Annotated in this window: 12 protein-coding genes; 5 read left to right on the top strand and 7 right to left on the bottom strand. The window is 72.5% G+C overall.

All coding sequences use genetic code 11. The features are described from left to right. Positions 1-39 precede the first annotated feature (39 nt). Together OG594_RS16050 and OG594_RS16045 are read left to right on the top strand one after the other, a co-directional pair. The gene (locus OG594_RS16050; RefSeq protein WP_266599392.1) at positions 40-2,478 is read left to right on the top strand and encodes a SpoIIE family protein phosphatase; all 2,439 of its coding nucleotides are present in this window, start codon (positions 40-42) and stop codon (positions 2,476-2,478) included. A gap of 189 nt (positions 2,479-2,667) precedes the next feature. Continuing rightward, positions 2,668-2,898, top strand: a complete 231-nt coding sequence (locus tag OG594_RS16045) for a response regulator transcription factor (RefSeq protein ID WP_266599390.1) — start codon at positions 2,668-2,670, stop codon at positions 2,896-2,898. 80 nt (positions 2,899-2,978) lie between these two features. Here OG594_RS16045 and OG594_RS16040 read toward each other — a convergent pair whose 3' ends face one another. The 7 genes from OG594_RS16040 to OG594_RS16010 form a co-directional block, all read right to left on the bottom strand. Further along, positions 2,979-3,995: a serine/threonine-protein kinase gene (locus tag OG594_RS16040; protein ID WP_266599388.1), complete on the bottom strand. Its 1,017-nt coding sequence runs from the start codon at positions 3,993-3,995 to the stop codon at positions 2,979-2,981. 197 nt (positions 3,996-4,192) lie between these two features. Further along, positions 4,193-4,756, bottom strand: coding sequence for a hypothetical protein (locus tag OG594_RS16035; RefSeq protein ID WP_266599386.1), 564 nt, complete (start codon positions 4,754-4,756; stop codon positions 4,193-4,195). A 162-nt stretch (positions 4,757-4,918) separates the two neighbouring features. Beyond that, positions 4,919-5,392 (bottom strand): hypothetical protein, encoded by a 474-nt coding sequence (locus tag OG594_RS16030; RefSeq protein WP_266599384.1) that lies wholly within the window; start codon positions 5,390-5,392, stop codon positions 4,919-4,921. Between the two features lie 102 nt (positions 5,393-5,494). Beyond that, complete coding sequence (locus OG594_RS16025) at positions 5,495-6,097, bottom strand: hypothetical protein (protein ID WP_266599382.1); 603 nt, start codon at positions 6,095-6,097, stop codon at positions 5,495-5,497. Between the two features lie 249 nt (positions 6,098-6,346). Then, positions 6,347-7,555 (bottom strand): tetratricopeptide repeat protein, encoded by a 1,209-nt coding sequence (locus OG594_RS16020; protein ID WP_266599380.1) that lies wholly within the window; start codon positions 7,553-7,555, stop codon positions 6,347-6,349. A gap of 83 nt (positions 7,556-7,638) precedes the next feature. Next, positions 7,639-8,313 (bottom strand): hypothetical protein, encoded by a 675-nt coding sequence (locus OG594_RS16015; protein ID WP_266599378.1) that lies wholly within the window; start codon positions 8,311-8,313, stop codon positions 7,639-7,641. Positions 8,314-8,456: 143 nt separating this feature from the next. Continuing rightward, a complete protein-coding gene (locus OG594_RS16010) occupies positions 8,457-10,787 on the bottom strand; it encodes a WD40 repeat domain-containing protein (protein ID WP_266599376.1) in 2,331 nt (776 codons plus the stop codon). A 256-nt stretch (positions 10,788-11,043) separates the two neighbouring features. Here OG594_RS16010 and OG594_RS16005 point away from each other — a divergent pair, with 256 nt between their 5' ends. The 3 genes from OG594_RS16005 (at position 11,044) to OG594_RS15995 (ending at position 15,541) form a co-directional block, all read left to right on the top strand. Beyond that, the gene (locus OG594_RS16005) at positions 11,044-11,169 is read left to right on the top strand and encodes a class III lanthipeptide (RefSeq protein ID WP_199810350.1); all 126 of its coding nucleotides are present in this window, start codon (positions 11,044-11,046) and stop codon (positions 11,167-11,169) included. A 107-nt stretch (positions 11,170-11,276) separates the two neighbouring features. Further along, entirely contained in the window at positions 11,277-13,964 is a 2,688-nt protein-coding gene (gene lanKC, locus OG594_RS16000) for a class III lanthionine synthetase LanKC (RefSeq protein WP_266599372.1), read from the top strand. Next, complete coding sequence (locus OG594_RS15995; protein ID WP_266599370.1) at positions 13,961-15,541, top strand: ABC transporter ATP-binding protein; 1,581 nt, start codon at positions 13,961-13,963, stop codon at positions 15,539-15,541. Before lanKC ends, OG594_RS15995 begins: the two co-directional genes overlap by 4 nt. Positions 15,542-15,654: the final 113 nt, after the last annotated feature.

Below are 15,654 nucleotides of genomic sequence, written 5' to 3'. Positions count from 1 at the left end.
GCGGCGGCAGCGGAACGAGCGAGGGCGAGATGAGTGGCGATGGAGCGAGTTCCCACCTCTCCTGGTGAGCGGCCCGAAGAAACGGGCGCCTCCCTCGAGTCGGCCTACACGGCCTCGGCGACGATCAACGAGCAGGGCATCGTCACCGAGTGGAGCGAGGGCGCGACCCGGCTGCTCGGCTACGTCCCGTCCGAGGTCGTGGGGCTGCCCGCCGCCCACCGGCTCGCCGACGTCCTCAGTGACGCGGCGCGGCGGGTGCCGTCCGAGCAGGAGCGGTGGAGCGGCACGGTGGCGCTGCGCCACCGGGACGGTCACCGCATGGAGGTGGCACTGCTCGCGCACCGCTGGACGTCCAGCGGCGGCAGCACCAAGTGGTTCGTGGTGTCCGCCGTCGGGGGCGCATCCCGATCTCCCTGGGACGAACCGCTGAAGGAATGGGCGTTCACCCAGTCCCCCTGCTTCCTGGCGATCTTCAACGCGGACCTGCGACTGGTACGGGCGAACACCGGCATGGAGCGCACGCTCTCCCTCACGGAGGCCGAGATGCGGGGGCTACGACTGCCGGAGATCGCGCCGGATCCCGTGAGCGACGAGACCGAGCGCCGGATGCGCTTGACGTTGGACTCCGGTGAGCCGCAGTACATGGAGGCCTTCGTCCACCCGACGGGCGCCGGCGCGGAGCACGGTTGGGCCACCTCGCTGGCGCCGTTGCGGGACCAGGACGGCCGGGTGCACGCCGTATGTCTGGCCGCGCACGACCGGAGCGGGGTGGAGGGCGTCCAGCACCAGATGCTCCTGACGGACGAGGTCGCCACCGCGCCCATCGGGACCACGCTGGACAGTGTCCGCACGGCACACGAGCTGGCCGACGCCGCCGTCCCCCGGTTCGCCGATTTCGCGGTCGTGGACCTGCTGGAACCGCTCCCGCGCGGCGACGAGCCGTCCTCGGTCCAGGCCGACGGGCCGGTCACCGTGTGCCGTGCCGCGGCGCGGTCGGTCCTCGACGGAACGCCGGAGTCCAGGGTCCCCGTCGGGGACACGACCAGCTATCCGCCGCTGTCGCCGCCCGTCGAAGCGCTGGTCGCGGGCCACGGCGTCGTGTACGGGGCCGAGGACCCGGCCCTCGCCCACTGGGCGGCCCAGGACCCCGGAGCCGCCTGGATCGGGGAGTACGGGGCCCACTCGATCATGGTGGTGCCGATGCGGGCCGGCGGGGGCACGCTCGGTGTGGCCGTCTTCAGCCGCCACCGGCGCCGGGAGCCCTTCCAGCCGGAGGATCTGCGGGTGGCCGGGGAGCTCACGGCCCGGGCGGCGGCCGGGATCCGCAACGCGTACCGGTCCGGCCGGGAACACACGACGACCATGACGCTGCAGCGCAGCCTGCTCCCGCACACGCTGCCCGATCAGGCCGCGCTGGAGATCGCCTCCCGCTACCTGCCCGCGGCCGGCGAGGCCGGTGTGGGCGGCGACTGGTTCGACGTGATCCCGCTGTCGGGCGCCCGGGTGGCCCTGGTCGTGGGGGACGTCGTCGGCCACGGCATCCGGGCCACCGCCACCATGGGGCGGCTGCGCACCGCCGTACGCACCCTGGCCGATGTCGACCTGGGACCGGACGAGCTGCTCACCCACCTCGACGACCTCGTCATCCACCTGTCCGCCGACGAGGGCGACCAGGAGTCCGGCGGGGAGACGGCCGGGGGCATCGGCACCACCTGCCTCTACGTGGTCTACGACCCGGTCATCCGCCGCTGCACGGTCGCCCGGGCCGGCCACCCGCCGCCCGCCGTGGTCTCCCCGGAGGGCTCCGTGTACCTCCTGGACGTCCCGGCCGGTCCCCCGCTCGGTCTGGGCGGCCTGCCCTTCGAGACGCTCGAGGTCGAGCTGCCCGAGGGCAGCATCCTCGCCCTCTACACCGACGGTCTGTTGCAGGCCCGCGACCACGACATCGACGAGGCGCTGGACAGCATGTTCGCGGCCCTGGTGCGGCCCGCGGACACGCTGGACGCGGTGTGCGACCGGGTACTGACGGCCATGTTGACGCACCGCCCCGACGACGACGTGGCCCTGCTCGTCGCCCGGACCCGGAGCCTGCACGCCGACCAGGTCGTCGTCTGGGACCTGCCCTCCGAACCCTCCGTGGTCGCCACGGCCCGGCGCCAGACCACCGACCAGCTGACGGCCTGGGGGCTGGAGGAGGCCGCCTTCGTCACCGAGCTCCTCGTCAGTGAGCTGGTCACCAATGCGATCAGGTACGGCCAGCCGCCCATCCAGCTGCGGCTGATCCACGAGAAGAACAGCACCCTGATCTGCGAGGTCTCCGACGCGAGCAGTACCGCCCCGCACATGCGGCGGGCCCGGACCTTCGACGAGGGCGGGCGGGGCCTGCTGCTGGTCGCCCAGCTCGCCGAGCGTTGGGGCACCCGGCACGCGGCCATCGGCAAGACCATCTGGGCCGAGCAGTCCCTCACCGAGTACTGAGGACGCGTACGGGGCTGGGCGATATGCACGGAAATGTTCCCTGTGACGCGCCTGTGACAGTCGGCGGACAGCTTCATGAAGTCCCGCCGACAAGCTCTTTATCAGGGACAAACACCGACATTCAGGTATACGTTCCCTGCTTCCGAGGACGTGAGCAGTGATGACCAGACCGATCCGTCGGAGGAAATCATGAGCCTCACCCTCGTCGCCCCGCAGACCGAAACCACCGCCCCCACCCTCGCCCCGCGCGAGCAGGAGGCACTGCGCCACATCGCCGCAGGCTGCACCTACCTGCAGACGGCTCGCCAGATGGGGCTCTCCAAGCACACGGTCGACGCCTACCTGCGCCGCATCCGCGCCAAGCTGAACATCAGCACCACGGCCGAGATGACCCGCCTGGCCATCTCGATGGGGCTGTGACGACCGCGGAACTCGCACAGGAATGACGTACGCAGCAGGGCCGTCCCGGCCGGTACCGGCGGGACGGCCCTGAGCCGTTCTCAGGGGCCGTCGGGCCGGCCGTAGAAGATCGGCCGGGCCCAGACCGGGGGCTCCCGCGGGGGCGCGGAGTCCCCCGGGACACCGGGGGGACGGGAGTCCTCCCGCGCCGGCGGATCGGCGTAACGGCCGTTGCCGCCTCCCGTGGCGGCGCGCAACGCGGCCACGAATTCGAGGCAGGACCCGTAGCGGTCCTCGGGGACCTTCGACAGGGCCTTGGTCAGTACGTCGGCGGCGGCGGGAGCGATTCCCGGCCGCCTTTCCGTCAGCGGGGGCGGGGGGTCGTACTGGTGCGCCCACAGCAGCGCCGCGTCCTCCTCGCGCTGGAAGGGCGGCCCGCCGGCGAGCGTTTCGTAGACGACGCACGCCAGGCTGTAGAGGTCGCACCTACCGTCCACCGGCCTGCCGGAGATCTGTTCCGGCGCCATGTAGTCGAGCGTCCCGACGAACTCGCCGTCCGTGGTGAACCCGGTCAGCGCCAGCGCCTTCTTCGTCAGCCCGAAGTCCGTGAGGTAGATGTGCTCGGGGTGCTCGCTGTCGGTGCCCGCCGCGACCAGGATGTTGCCGGGCTTGACGTCCCGGTGCACGAGATCGTGGTCATGGGCCGCGTCGAGCGCCGATGCCACTTGGGCGGCGATCCGCAGGGCGGTCGCCACGGGCAGCGGGCCCTCGCGGTCCAGCAGCGCGCGCAGGTCCAGGCCGGAGACGTAGCGCATGGCGATGTAGAGGACGCCGTCGGTCTCACCGGCTTCGAAGATGGGCACGATGTGCGGGTGGTCGATCGATGCGGCCACCCGCGATTCGTGCGTGAAGCGGCGTCGGAAGGTCTCGTCCCGGGCCCGCTCGGGGGCGATGAGTTTGAGCGCGACCGTACGGTCCAGGCGCAGGTCCTTCGCGCAGTAGACGACGGCCATGCCACCGCGGCCGATCATGCGCTCCACCCGGTAGCCCGCGATCTGCTTGCCGATGAGGCCCGAGGCACGGCCCGCGTACACGCTGAGGTTGGATGCCTCGCTCATCGGGCGCCCCCCTCACCCTGCCGGGTGGCGCCGCCGGACGCGGCAGGCCGCTCTTCCATACCTGGAAGTCTATCGAGCGCCCCACCCGCGCGCCGCCCCGTCGAGCGGGACGGGCGGGACGGGCGCGCATGCGGACGCGCACCGGGGCCGGTCCCCTGTAGGGGACCGGCCCCGGTGCGCGCCGCGGTCCGTGGCGGTCAGTCGTCGTCGTTGCCGCCGGCGCCTCCGTTACCGCCGAAGCCGCCGGTGGTCCCGCAGCCGAAGCCGATGCAGAGGCCGCCGTCGCCGCCGGTGCCGCCCTTGCCGCCGTCACCGCCGGGCAGTGCCACCCCGCCGGTGCCGCCGGTGCCGCCGTTGGCGCTGCCGTTGCACGTCCCGGCGCAGATGCCGCCCTTGCCGCCGGTGCCGCCGGTCCCGCCCGGCACGCCCGTGACGCCGGTGCCGCCGTTGGCGCTGCCGTTGCACAGACCGGCGCAGATGCCGCCCTTGCCACCGTTGGTGCCGTTCACCGATCCCTCGCAGCTGCCCGCACAGACCCGGTCACCGACACGGACACTGCCCTTGTCCACCTTGACTCCGCTGAGCACCGCCCGGCCGTCGAACCGGCCCCCGCCCGGATTCGCGTCGCCGTCCGCGAACGCGGAGACCGTCTGGACGGACGGCGCCGGGGCCGCCGTGGCGACCGGTGCCATGGCACCCGCGCCGATCAGTGTCGCCGAAATGATGAGACCGAGCCGAAACTTCGTGGATCGCGTACGCATGAGAATCTCCCTTGCCTGGAAAATGCTTTCCGTGACGCGGCTGCGGATTCCCGATGTCCCGCTTTCCCGCGTTCCTGTCGAATGGGCCCGATCGATGTCCGGCCGTTCTTTCCCCGAGGTTTTCCGGCGCCCCGGCCCGGTGCGGACCGGGGCGCCGGGGCCTCACGAGCGGACGTCGTCTCCCATCAGGGCGAACCAGTCGCCGTCGACGTAGTACTTCTTCCAGGTGTCGATCTGCTTCTCCGAGATCTTGTACTTCTCGGCGATCTTCTTCGTGGTCTCGTCCGCGTCGTCGGCCGCCAGCACGATGAGCACGATGCGCACCTTGTCGACCACCGTCAGGTCCGCCTTCGGCTTGTCGGGCAGGTCGTCGAACGTGAAGCAGCCGACCCCGCCGGGCTGGCCGGGCTCACCCGGCTGACCGGGCTCGCCGCCCCGGCCGCCCTTGCCGCCCTCTCCGCCCTTGCCGCCGGCGCCGAAGCCGACGCAGTGTTCCGGGTGGTCGGCCGGGGCCGAGGCGCTGATGTTCGCGGGGGTGTGGGACTGCGACGCCTGCGCGGCGCACGCCGTACCGGTGACGAGGGCCAGAGAGGCCGTGACCAGGATGATCGGACGCTGCCAGGACTTCGTGAACATGAGGGGTTTCTCCGTTTCGGCACATACCGACGAGGGGGTGTGGGGGGTGGGGGTGGAGGCCCGAAGGCCTCCACCCCGTTGAGCGGGTACTGCGGTGAGCGGTCAGAAGAGGCTGCCGCCACCGGCGCCGCCGTTGCCGCCCTCGCCACCGATCAGGCCACCGAAGCCGCCGTCTCCGGCCTTGCCGCCGTTGCCTCCGTTGAAGAAGCTGAAGCCGCCGTTGCCGCCGTTGCCGCCCTTGCCGCCCTTGACGAAGCCGTCGCCGCCCCCGCCGCCACCACCGGCGTTGCCGCCCTGGAGGACGCCGAAGCCGCCGTCGCCGCCGTTACCACCGGCGCCACCGATGCGGCCTTCGCCGCCACCGCCGCCACCGCCACCGGCGCCACCGAGCAGGAAACCGTCCCCACCGGTACCACCGTTGCCACCCTTGCCACCGGTGCCCACTACGCTGCCGCCACCGGAGCCACCGGCACCACCGGCGCCACCGACGAGACCGCCGGTACCGCCCTTGCCACCGTCACCTCCGGCGCCCCCACCGTTCGGGAGGGCCGTAGCGACGTGGGTGGCCACCGGAGCGGCCGAGGCCATGGACGCCGGGAGCACAACTCCTCCTGTGACCACGGCGGCCGCGGCGACGAGAGTGGCGACGCGGAAACCGCGGCGGGTGGGACGAACAACGTTGTTGGTGTGCATCTTGCGGTTCATGACTTTCTCCTACAGATTCAAGAGGGGTGTATGACGTACCCGGATTTCCGGGACGCTGCGGTGATGTCGACGAAGGAAGAGGTATTCCTTTTCTTTCGTCTGCCTCGTTTTGTTTCCGGTGAGGCCCGCACCACAAGTAAGCCCCGGGGGCCACATCCGGGTCATGTTCCGGAAACTCGGGACTTGACACCCTCATGAACTTCGCCTAAAAGCCTCCGCGGCCGGGCGGCTGCCCGGCCGGGACGGGGCCTACGCGCCGGATGGCGGGGCCAGGGCCCGCAGCCGGTCTTCCAGGGCGCGGACCTCCGCGAGGGAGGAGGCGTACATCTGCGGGAGCTCGGCCGCGAGCTCGCGCATGAGGCCGACCGCCTCCGTGGCGGCCGCCAGGCCCTCGGCGAGGTCGGTCCCGGCCTCGGCCCGCACCCGGGCGTGGAACGCCAGGGCCAGGGCGAGGTCGCCCCGCCGGGCCACGGGGTTGATCGCGGCCTGCTCCCGCATCATCGCCAGCGCCTGTGTGGTGACCTCGGCCGCCTCCCGGAGCCGGCCCAGGTCGGCCAGGGCGGCCGCGAGGAGGGAGAGCGCGTCGGCGAGGAGCGCGCCGTGGACGCGGGGATCGCCCTGGTCCAGGTCCCGCAGGATGGCGACCGACTCCTGCGCGGCGGCCAGCGACGCCTCTCGGCTGGAGTGCGCCCGGGCGAGGTTGCCGAGCGCCATCGCGACGTCGCGCCGGTGGACCGCCGGGTCGTCCCGGGCCAGCTGCCGGTAGAGCGCCACCGCCTCCCGGGCGCTCCGCAGCGCCCGGCGCCCGTGGTCGCGCACCGACCTACGACGGGCCAGGTTGTTCACCGCCCGGGCGAGCCCGAGGGTGTGGGCGGCCGGGTCCGCCGAGGTCAGCCGCCGGTACAGGGCGACGGACTCCTTGGTGACCTTCAGCGCCTCGACGTGCAGCCCCAGGCGGGACAGCACCACGCCGAGCAGGTTGAGCGCGTTGGCGAGCTGCGGGCGGTACGCGGCGTCCCTGCGGGCGAGCCTGCGGTACAGGCCCACGGACTCCCGGGCCATCGCGAGGGCCTCCTGCGGGCGGCCGAGTCCCCACAACGCGGTGGCGAGGCCCATCAGGGTGGCACCCAGCGGTGCGGCGAAGGGCGCGTCGGCCTGCTGCGAGCGGCTCAGGGCCACGGCCTCGGAGGCGGTGCGCAGGCACTCCTCCCACCGCCCGAGCTTCGACAGCGCCTCGCAGCGGAACACCAGGACATAGGCGCGCGAGGCGGCCGCGCCCAAGGCTTCGAGCGGACCGGTCCAGGTGTCGGTGCTCCGTTCCCGGTAGAGCCGCGCGGCCTCGTCGGTCGCCGTCAGGGCCTCCTCGTACCGGCCGGCGAGCACCAGCCGGGCGCTGAGCTCGAAGGCCGCCAGGGCCGGGTCGGGTACGTCGTCGGCCTTCGTCTTCCCGTCAGGCATGGGGCCCCTCGCTCTCGCGGGGGACCGGGGGCGGCCCCCGCCGTCCGGCCCCGCCCCGGGGAGCGGGGCGGGGCCGGGAGGGTTCAGCGGGACTCGACGAACGCTTGGCCCTGGTGGCCCTCGGCGGTGCAGGAACGCTTCTCCGCGGCGGTCATCTTGCGGCTCTTGACCACCACCGCGTTGCTCTTGCCGTCCGTGCCGTTCTTGGCCGGGCTGGTGATCGTGTCCTGGAAGAACCAGTAGTAGTGGCTCCACTTGGGGCTGTCGTAGTGGGTCTGCCAGGTACCGGAGACCTTCTGCATCACCTGGGCGCGCGAGATCCATCCGACCTCGCCGGGCTTCACCGTCATGTTGAGCGAGCTGCTCTCCGAGTGACTGCTCGACCAACTATGGCTGTAACTCGCGGTTACGCTCAGGTCAACGATGCCCGCTATCTTGCCTCCCGCCGTAACGGAGACGCCCAACGAGTCGGTGGAGCCCACCGTGTCGTCCCAGGTCATCGACTGGGTGGCGTCGGACGTACTGCAGTTGAACAGCGAGTTCGACACCTGGCGGAACTCACCCAGGTACGCCTCCCCGAGCTGGGGCGAGTTGAAGGTGCACTTGCCTTCGCCCGAGGCGCAGTCCGCCATGAGCTGCTGCCGGGTCGGCTGGTCGGCGGCGGACGCCGGAAGGGTGGTCGCCGCAGCGACGGCGCAGGCCGCGACCGCCATGGTCAACGCGCGTGCCGCGTAACGCCTGACGCGGTGTGTGGTCATCGTGGTGCCTCTCACGGTACTGGGGGGATCGGTGAACCGCCGTACGACAGGAGCCCGTTCACTCGCCCCCGCCCGCACGGCCGATCACCGCCACTTGCTCCTGAGATTCTCCCGACCTACCGGAGGGGTACGGTCCATTTCAGTCAACCCGCCGCCGGGCACAGGACCGTGAGCTCCGGGCCGAACGCGACCACGAGCCGCCCGCCCGGCGCGGACGCGAGCGCGCCCGCCGGGAGCGGCAGCGCGTACTCGTTCCCCTCTCCTCCCTCCTCGGCGGGGTCCCAGAACCGCACGGCCTGGCCCTGGCCGATGGCCACCACCGGCCGGGCGCCCCCGACGGTGACGGCCACGGGCCCGTTCGGATCCGTCTGGCCGGTCAGGGGGTCGCCGGTCTCCCGCATCGTGGCCAGGTCCCACAGGCGCACCGTCTTGTCCCGGCTCCTGCTGACCGCGACGGGCCGACCCTCGACCAGCGTGGTGGCCACCGCTGTCACCCAGTCGGTGTGGCCGGTCAGGGGTTCCCCGATCGGCAGGCCGGTGGTGAGGTCCCACAGCCGTACGGTCTTGTCCCAGCTCCCGGTGACCGCGACGGGCCGCCCCGCCAGTTCCGCCGTCGCCACGGCGGTCACCCGGCTGGTGTGGCCGGTGAGCGGTTCGCCGACCGGGCGGCGGGTGGCGAGGTCCCAGATCGCCGCGGTGCGGTCGGCGCCGGCCGTGACCACGACGGGCCGGCCGGCCAGGGTCGCGCCCGCCAGGGCCAGCACCCGGCCGTGATGGGTGGCGACGGGCTCGCCGAGGTGTTCCCCGCCCACCGGATCCAGCAGGTGCAGGGTGTCGCCGGAGCCCGCGGTCACGACCACCGGCCGCCCGTCCACCTCCGACGTGACCATGGCGGTCACCTCCCCCTCCAGGCCGGTCACGGGGTCCGCGACCTGCTGCCCGGTGGCCAGGTCCCAGACGCGCAGGGTGCGGTCGGCGGCTGCCGTGACGACCACCGGGCTCCCGCCGACAACGGCCGTGGTGATCGCCGAAACCGTTCCGGTGTGGCCGGTGCGGGCCGGACCGGACCCGTGGGTGTGGGTGAGGTCCCAGGTCCGGAGCGTGTGGTCGGCGCCCGCCGTGACGGCGACGGGCCGCCCGTCCACGACGGTGGTGGCCACGTCCCAGACCTTGCCGGTGTGGCCGGTCAGCGGCGGGCCCACGGGCTTTCCGGTGGCGCGGTCCCGTACCACCACCGTGTCGTCCTGCTCCACGGTGAGCAGGACCGGATCCCCGCTGTCGGACGGGCCGTTGCCACGGCCGGAGATCCGGTGCCAGAGGTCCCCGTCCCGCTCCGGGCCGGGCGGGAAGGCCGGCGCCGTGCCGCTCGCGCCGAGGGCACCGATCACCCGCATGCCGTTCACGCGCTGCCCGTCGTCCGTCAGGTCCCAGATGCGCTGGGTCCCGTCCGCTTCGACGGTGAGGGCGACGGTCCGTCCGTCCAGCACCGCGGTCTCCCGGGCCCGGGCCCGTACCAGGGCGCCGTTCTGGCGGGCGAGGGCCAGGGGGCCGATGAAGCGGGGCTCTTCGCCGTCGAGGCCGACGGCGACGGCACGTCCGTGCACGACCGTCACGGTCGTCACGCCGGACCGGTCCGCGCCGCCGGACAGGGCCGCGTCGGCCGAGGGGGCCTCCACCGGCTCGCCGGTGGCCAGGTCCCACAGCCGATGCTCCGCCTGGCCGGGCCCCTGGTCCGGCTCCCGGTCCGACTCCCCGTCCGGCTCCCGGTCCGGCTCCCCGGCGGTGACGGCGAGCACGCGTCCGTCGAGTTCGACGGTCCGCACCACCTCCAGCGAACGGGCCAGTTGATCGCCGGTGCCCAGGTCCCACACGCGCACCGTCCGGTCGACGTCGATGTCGTCGACGGTGAGGACGACACGGCGGCCGTCCAACAGCGCGAGGCCGGCCGCCGACGGGAAGGCGGTGACCCGGCGGCCGGTGAGCAGGTCCCCCACGTACAGGGTCCCGTCGGCCCCGAGGGTGAGGAGGACCCGGCGCCCCTCCAGGACGGCGCTCTCCACCAGCCTGACGAACTCCCCTGCCGCACGGCCGGTGGCCAGGTCCCACACCAGGACCGCGTCGTCGCCGTGCAGGCTGAAGGCCACGGGCCTGCCGTCGGCGACCGCCGTGGCCACGGACAGCACCTCGGCCGTCATCGAGGACACCGGGTCGGTGCGGCCGGTGACCGGATCGTGGAGTTGCCCGCCCGTCGCGAGGTCCCAGACGCGCACGGTCTTGTCCCGGCTGCCCGAGACCGCGACCGGTCTGCCGTCGACGATCGCGGTGGCCACCGCCCGCACCGGGCCGCCGTGGCCGATGAGGGGACGCAGCCGCCGCTGGTCCGGTACGGGGCCGTCGGCCCACTGCACGGTCCACCGCGCATCGTCGGGCTGGGCGTTCACGTCGTCGGGCGCACCCGTGGAGGTCTCAGACATGCTCCCGAGGCTAGACACCACCTCTGACATCGCCCTTCCCTACCACACCGGGTACCGCCGGCCGGAGCGTGCGGACCACCACCATTTCGCCCCGTACCGGGCGGCACTTCGGTGGGGGGCGCGGGCGGAGATTATGCGGGGCCACCGCCCATGTGCGCCTGGAGCGGATGGCGTTGAGTCGGACCTGTCGATCGGCCGGCCAGGAATCCACAGCAGCGCGCGACCCGCGCTCCCGACGTTCGAGGAGGTGATCCGGATGAGCGTCCTCAAGCTTCAGAACATGGAGGCCCGCGTCACGCCCAGTGCTGCCGCCACCATCAGCCTGACGAGCAGCAGCAGCGACTGCTGCAAGGCTCCGCGCGAGCCGCAGAACCCGAACTGACCCGTCGGGTCCGTGCGGGGGCTCGGCGCGCCCCCGCACGGACCCGTCGTTCCCGACGGCCGCTGCCGCTGCTGCCGGCGGCCCCCAGGACGATCACAGAGGCTGACATGCGCAACGAACGCTGGGTCTACCGCTTCCTCTTCGCGTGGAACGACACACTGTTCTTTGACCCGCTCGACGTCTTCTACGAGCCGAACGCGGACCACTTCCTCGCCGCGTTCGACGAGCGGGTGCGGGCCCGGTTCGTCCGCAGCGGCATCTGGTGGAGCTTCCGGCACAACCAGGACCTGCCTGCGCAGGGCTGGAAGATCCACGTTTCGTCGAGCCACCGCCACGTACGCGAGGTCGCCGCCTCGGTGATCGGCCACCTGACGGAACGCGAGATCGATTTCAAGATCGCTCTCGATCTCAACATCTTCGAGATGCTCAACTCCAAGGCCATGTCCCGGGGCAGCGGCGGCAAGCTCGTCACCGTCTACCCGCGCGACGACGAAGAGTTCCGCACGTGCCTGGCGGACCTCGCCCGCCTCCTGAAGGGCGTCGAGGGCGCCTACGTCCTGTCGGACCTGCGGTACCAGGACAGCAAGGCCCTCTACTTCCGCTACGGCCAGTTCCTCGACACCCACACCGTCGACGTCCTCGGCCGCAGGCTGCCGCAGATCCTCGGACCGGACGGACCCGTCCCCGACGACCGGCGCCCGGGCCATGCGCAGCCCTCCTGGGTGCCCTGGCCGTTCGACGACTGGCGGCCCGCCGACGACGACGAGGGGGACGACGGCCTGCTCGGGGGCCGCTTCCGGGTGACCGGCGCGATCCAGTTCTCCAACAGCGGCGGCGTGTACACGGCCGAGGACACCGCGGACGACGACCGCCCGGTGCTGCTCAAGGAGGCCCGGCCGCACACCAACATCAACCCGCGCCAGGACCACGACGCCGTGGACATCCTCGGCCGCGAGTGGATGTTCCTGAACCGGCTGGCCGACGCGGGCTCGTACCCGGCGCCGATCGCGAAGTTCCAGCACTGGGAACACCACTACATCGCGGAGGAGTTCGTCGACAGCTCCGACCTCCGCTCGGTGCTCCTGGAACGCAACCCGCTGGCGCGGCCGGGGTTCGACATCGAGCGGTCGCGGGAGTACCTGCGGACGTTCCTCGCCGTCTTCCGCGGGCTGGCCCGCGCGATCCGGGCCGCCCACGACCGCGGGGTGATCCTCGCCGACTTCACCGCCGCCAACCTGCTGATCAACCCGGACACCCACGAGGTGACCATCGTCGACCTGGAGGCCTGCCGGCTGGCCGAGAGCGGCGACGCCGCTCTGGCGAAGCCGGTCGAGCTCTACACCCCGGGGTTCAGCCTCTCCCGCAACCGCTTCAAGGCGTACGGTCCGGAGGGCGACCGGTACGCCCTCGCGTCCACCATGGCGTACTTCGTCTTCCCGATCGCCGCCATGTCGTACCTGCGCGAAGACGTCCTCGACCTGTACCGGATCTTCATCACCGAGGGCCTGGGCTGGCCGGAGCGGGTGCACCGGCTGATCACCGACCTGGCCCGGGACCGGATGGACCTCACCGGCCTGCTGAAGGCCCTGGAGGACGAGGCCGCACTGCTCGACGCGGTCGAGGCCCTCCCGTCGCACCCGGTCGTCGAGGAGCGGCTCGCCCTGGCGGAGACGGAGGCCGGGGTGGCCGCGTTCGTCGAAGCCAGCGCCGACACCGACCGCGACACGCTCTTCCCCGTGGACCCCTTCGCGCACGTCACCAACCCGCTGAGCCTGGGCTTCGGGGCGAGCGGCGTCCTGTGGGCGCTGCACGCCAGCGGCGTCCCGGTCCGGCCCGAGTGGCGCGCCTGGCTGAGCGGCAAGCTGACGGACATCGATCCGGCCCGCTACCCGGACGGGCTCATGAACGGCCTGTCCGGCATCGCCTGGGCGGCCGACTCCCTCGGGCTCGGCACCCAGGCCAGGGAGCTGCTGACCCGGGCCAACGAGCGGGCGGTGGAGAAGGGCGACCACACCTTCTACTACGGCCTCTCCGGGGTCGGCATGACGAACCTGCGCTTCTTCCTGCGCGGCCACGACCCCCGCGACCTCGCCGCGGCGCAGGAGTGCGCGCAGGCGCTGTACGAGACGGCGCAGCGCGACGGCGGGCAGGCCCACTGGCTCAACGAGTTCACCGCGAAGGAGCCGCTGACCGGCCTGGGCTTCGGGCAGGCCGGTGTCGCGATGTTCCTGCTGCGCATGCACCAGATCACGGGAGAGGAGCGCTACCTGCGGCTCGGGCGGGAGGCGCTCGCCTGGGAGATGGCCCACGCCAAGCCCATCGACGACGAGGGCGGCCCGGTCATGTTCGAGCACGAGGGGACGATGGAGCCGTACGTCGAGGTCGGTTCCGCGGGCGTGCTGAAGGTGCTGCTGCGCTACGGGGACACCGACGCGGCCCGGACCGTGCTGCGCGGGCTGGACGTCCGCTACTCGGTCATGCCGGGCTACGCCTTCGGTATGACCGGGGTCGCCGACGCGCTGCTGGACGCGGCCGAGTTCACCGGCGACCGGTCGTACCGCGACACGGCGCTGCGCCAGCTCGACTTCGTCCGGAGGGTCTTCCTCTTCGAGCCCGCGGAACGTTTCGGACTGCCCCGCGCCGAGGGCCGGCCGCCCCTGCTGGCGCTGCCCGGTGAGGGCCTGCTGCGCTGCTCCACCGACTACCTCACGGGCTCGGCGGGCGTGCTGCGGGTGCTCCACCGGGTCAACCGGGGAGGCCCGGCCGACTTCCTGCTGGACGAGGTCGGGCGGTGAGGCAACTGTGGGTCACGCTGCGGGGGCACCGTGCCCCCTTCGTGGTGGTCCTCGTCGCCGAGGTCACCATGAGCGGGCTGGAGGCGCTGCTGCACCCGCTGCTGCTCAAGGCCCTGTTCGACGAGGCGATCCTGACCGCCGACCTGCGGCGCTTCCTCTTCCTCGGCCTCGCGTACCTCGTGCTCGGGCTGACCCTCAACCTCACGGGGTACTGGATCGCCTGCCGGCGCAAACGGTTCGAGAACGCGTTCACGCTGGTGCTGGAAACGGAGCTGCTGGGCCGCGCCCTCGGCCTGGACGGGCGCAAGGTGTCGCGGGCGGGCAACGCCTCGTACGTCAGCCGCATCCACAACGACGTGTCCCAGGGGGTGCTGCCCGCCGTCGACGTGTCCCTGCGCATCGCGCGCCAGGCGGTCGCCTCGGTCGTCTTCCTGGGGGTGCTGCTGTACTTGTCCTGGCAGGCCAGCCTGGTCCTGCTGGTGATCGTGCCGCCGCTGGTGTTCGTGAGCAACCGGCTCGGCAAGCGGATCGAGGAGAACACCGGTCCCGAACGCGAGGCGGAGGCCCGGTACATCAACACGCTGACGCGGACCCTGGAGGCCTTCCCCGCGCTGCGCGGTCTGCCGTCGCTGCTGCCGGGGACGCGCCGCGCGAACCAGGACGCGCTGCGCGGCTTCCTCGGCATCACCTTCGTCAACTTCCGGCTGGCGCAGCGCCAGCGGACCCTCAGCGACCTGGTGATGAACCTGTCGGACACCGCTTCGATGGTCGTCGGGGCCTTCTTCGTCTTCTCCGGCCGGATGTCCTTCGGCAGCTTCCTCGCGTTCGTCAACTCGCTGTGGCGGGCGGTGACCGGGATGTTCGACCTCATCAACATGATCCCGCAGGCCCGTCGGAGCACCGCCGTCCTCGAACGGATCGAGTCCCTGCGGGAGGCCGAGGAGAACCCGTACCACGACGAGGGGGCGCTGGTCCGGGTCCACGGAGCCCGTGTCGTGTACGGCGGCGGCGCCGACGAGGACGGGTACGGGGCCGGGTCCGCGTCCGGGAAGAGCGAGGTGGCCGGGGTCTCGTTCGACGCCTTCGAGCTGCACGCCGGCGAGCACGTGCTGCTGCGCGGCCCCAACGGCTGCGGGAAGACCACGCTGCTGCACATCATCGCCGGGACGCTCGCCCCCGACGCCGGGTCGGTCACCCTGCCGCCCCGGGTGGCGAGTCTGACCGCTCCGGTGAACCTGCCCCCGCTGCCGGTGCGCGACCTCGTCCCCGACGAGCGGCTGCGCGCCGCGCTCGACCTGGACGCGGCGGCCGACCAGCTGCCCTCGGCGCTGTCCTCGGGCCAGCGCCAGCGCGTCGGGGTCGCCGCGCTCCTGTGCGAGGACGCGGACGCGTACCTCGCCGACGAGCCGTTCGCGAACCTCGACGACCGGGGCAGGGAGCTGGTGTTCCGGCTGCTGCGCGAGCGGACCGCCGGGCGCGCGCTGCTCGTCGTGCACCACGGGGACGAGGACCTCGACGGCCGCTTCGACCGCGTGGTGACCCTGGCGGCCGGCCACCCGCTGGCCCGCCTCTCCTGAACCGGGCCCGGGTCGTCTCCTTCGGATCGTGTCGGCCGAGCCCGCGGCGTCGGGTGCCACGGGCGCTCCCCAGGCCCGCCAGGGCCGAGGAGCGCCCGTGTACGGGACGTGCT

The sequence above is a fragment of the Streptomyces sp. NBC_01214 genome, from assembly GCF_026340975.1.
Lineage (GTDB): Bacteria > Actinomycetota > Actinomycetes > Streptomycetales > Streptomycetaceae > Streptomyces.
This window is presented reverse-complemented; position numbering and strand designations above follow the sequence as displayed.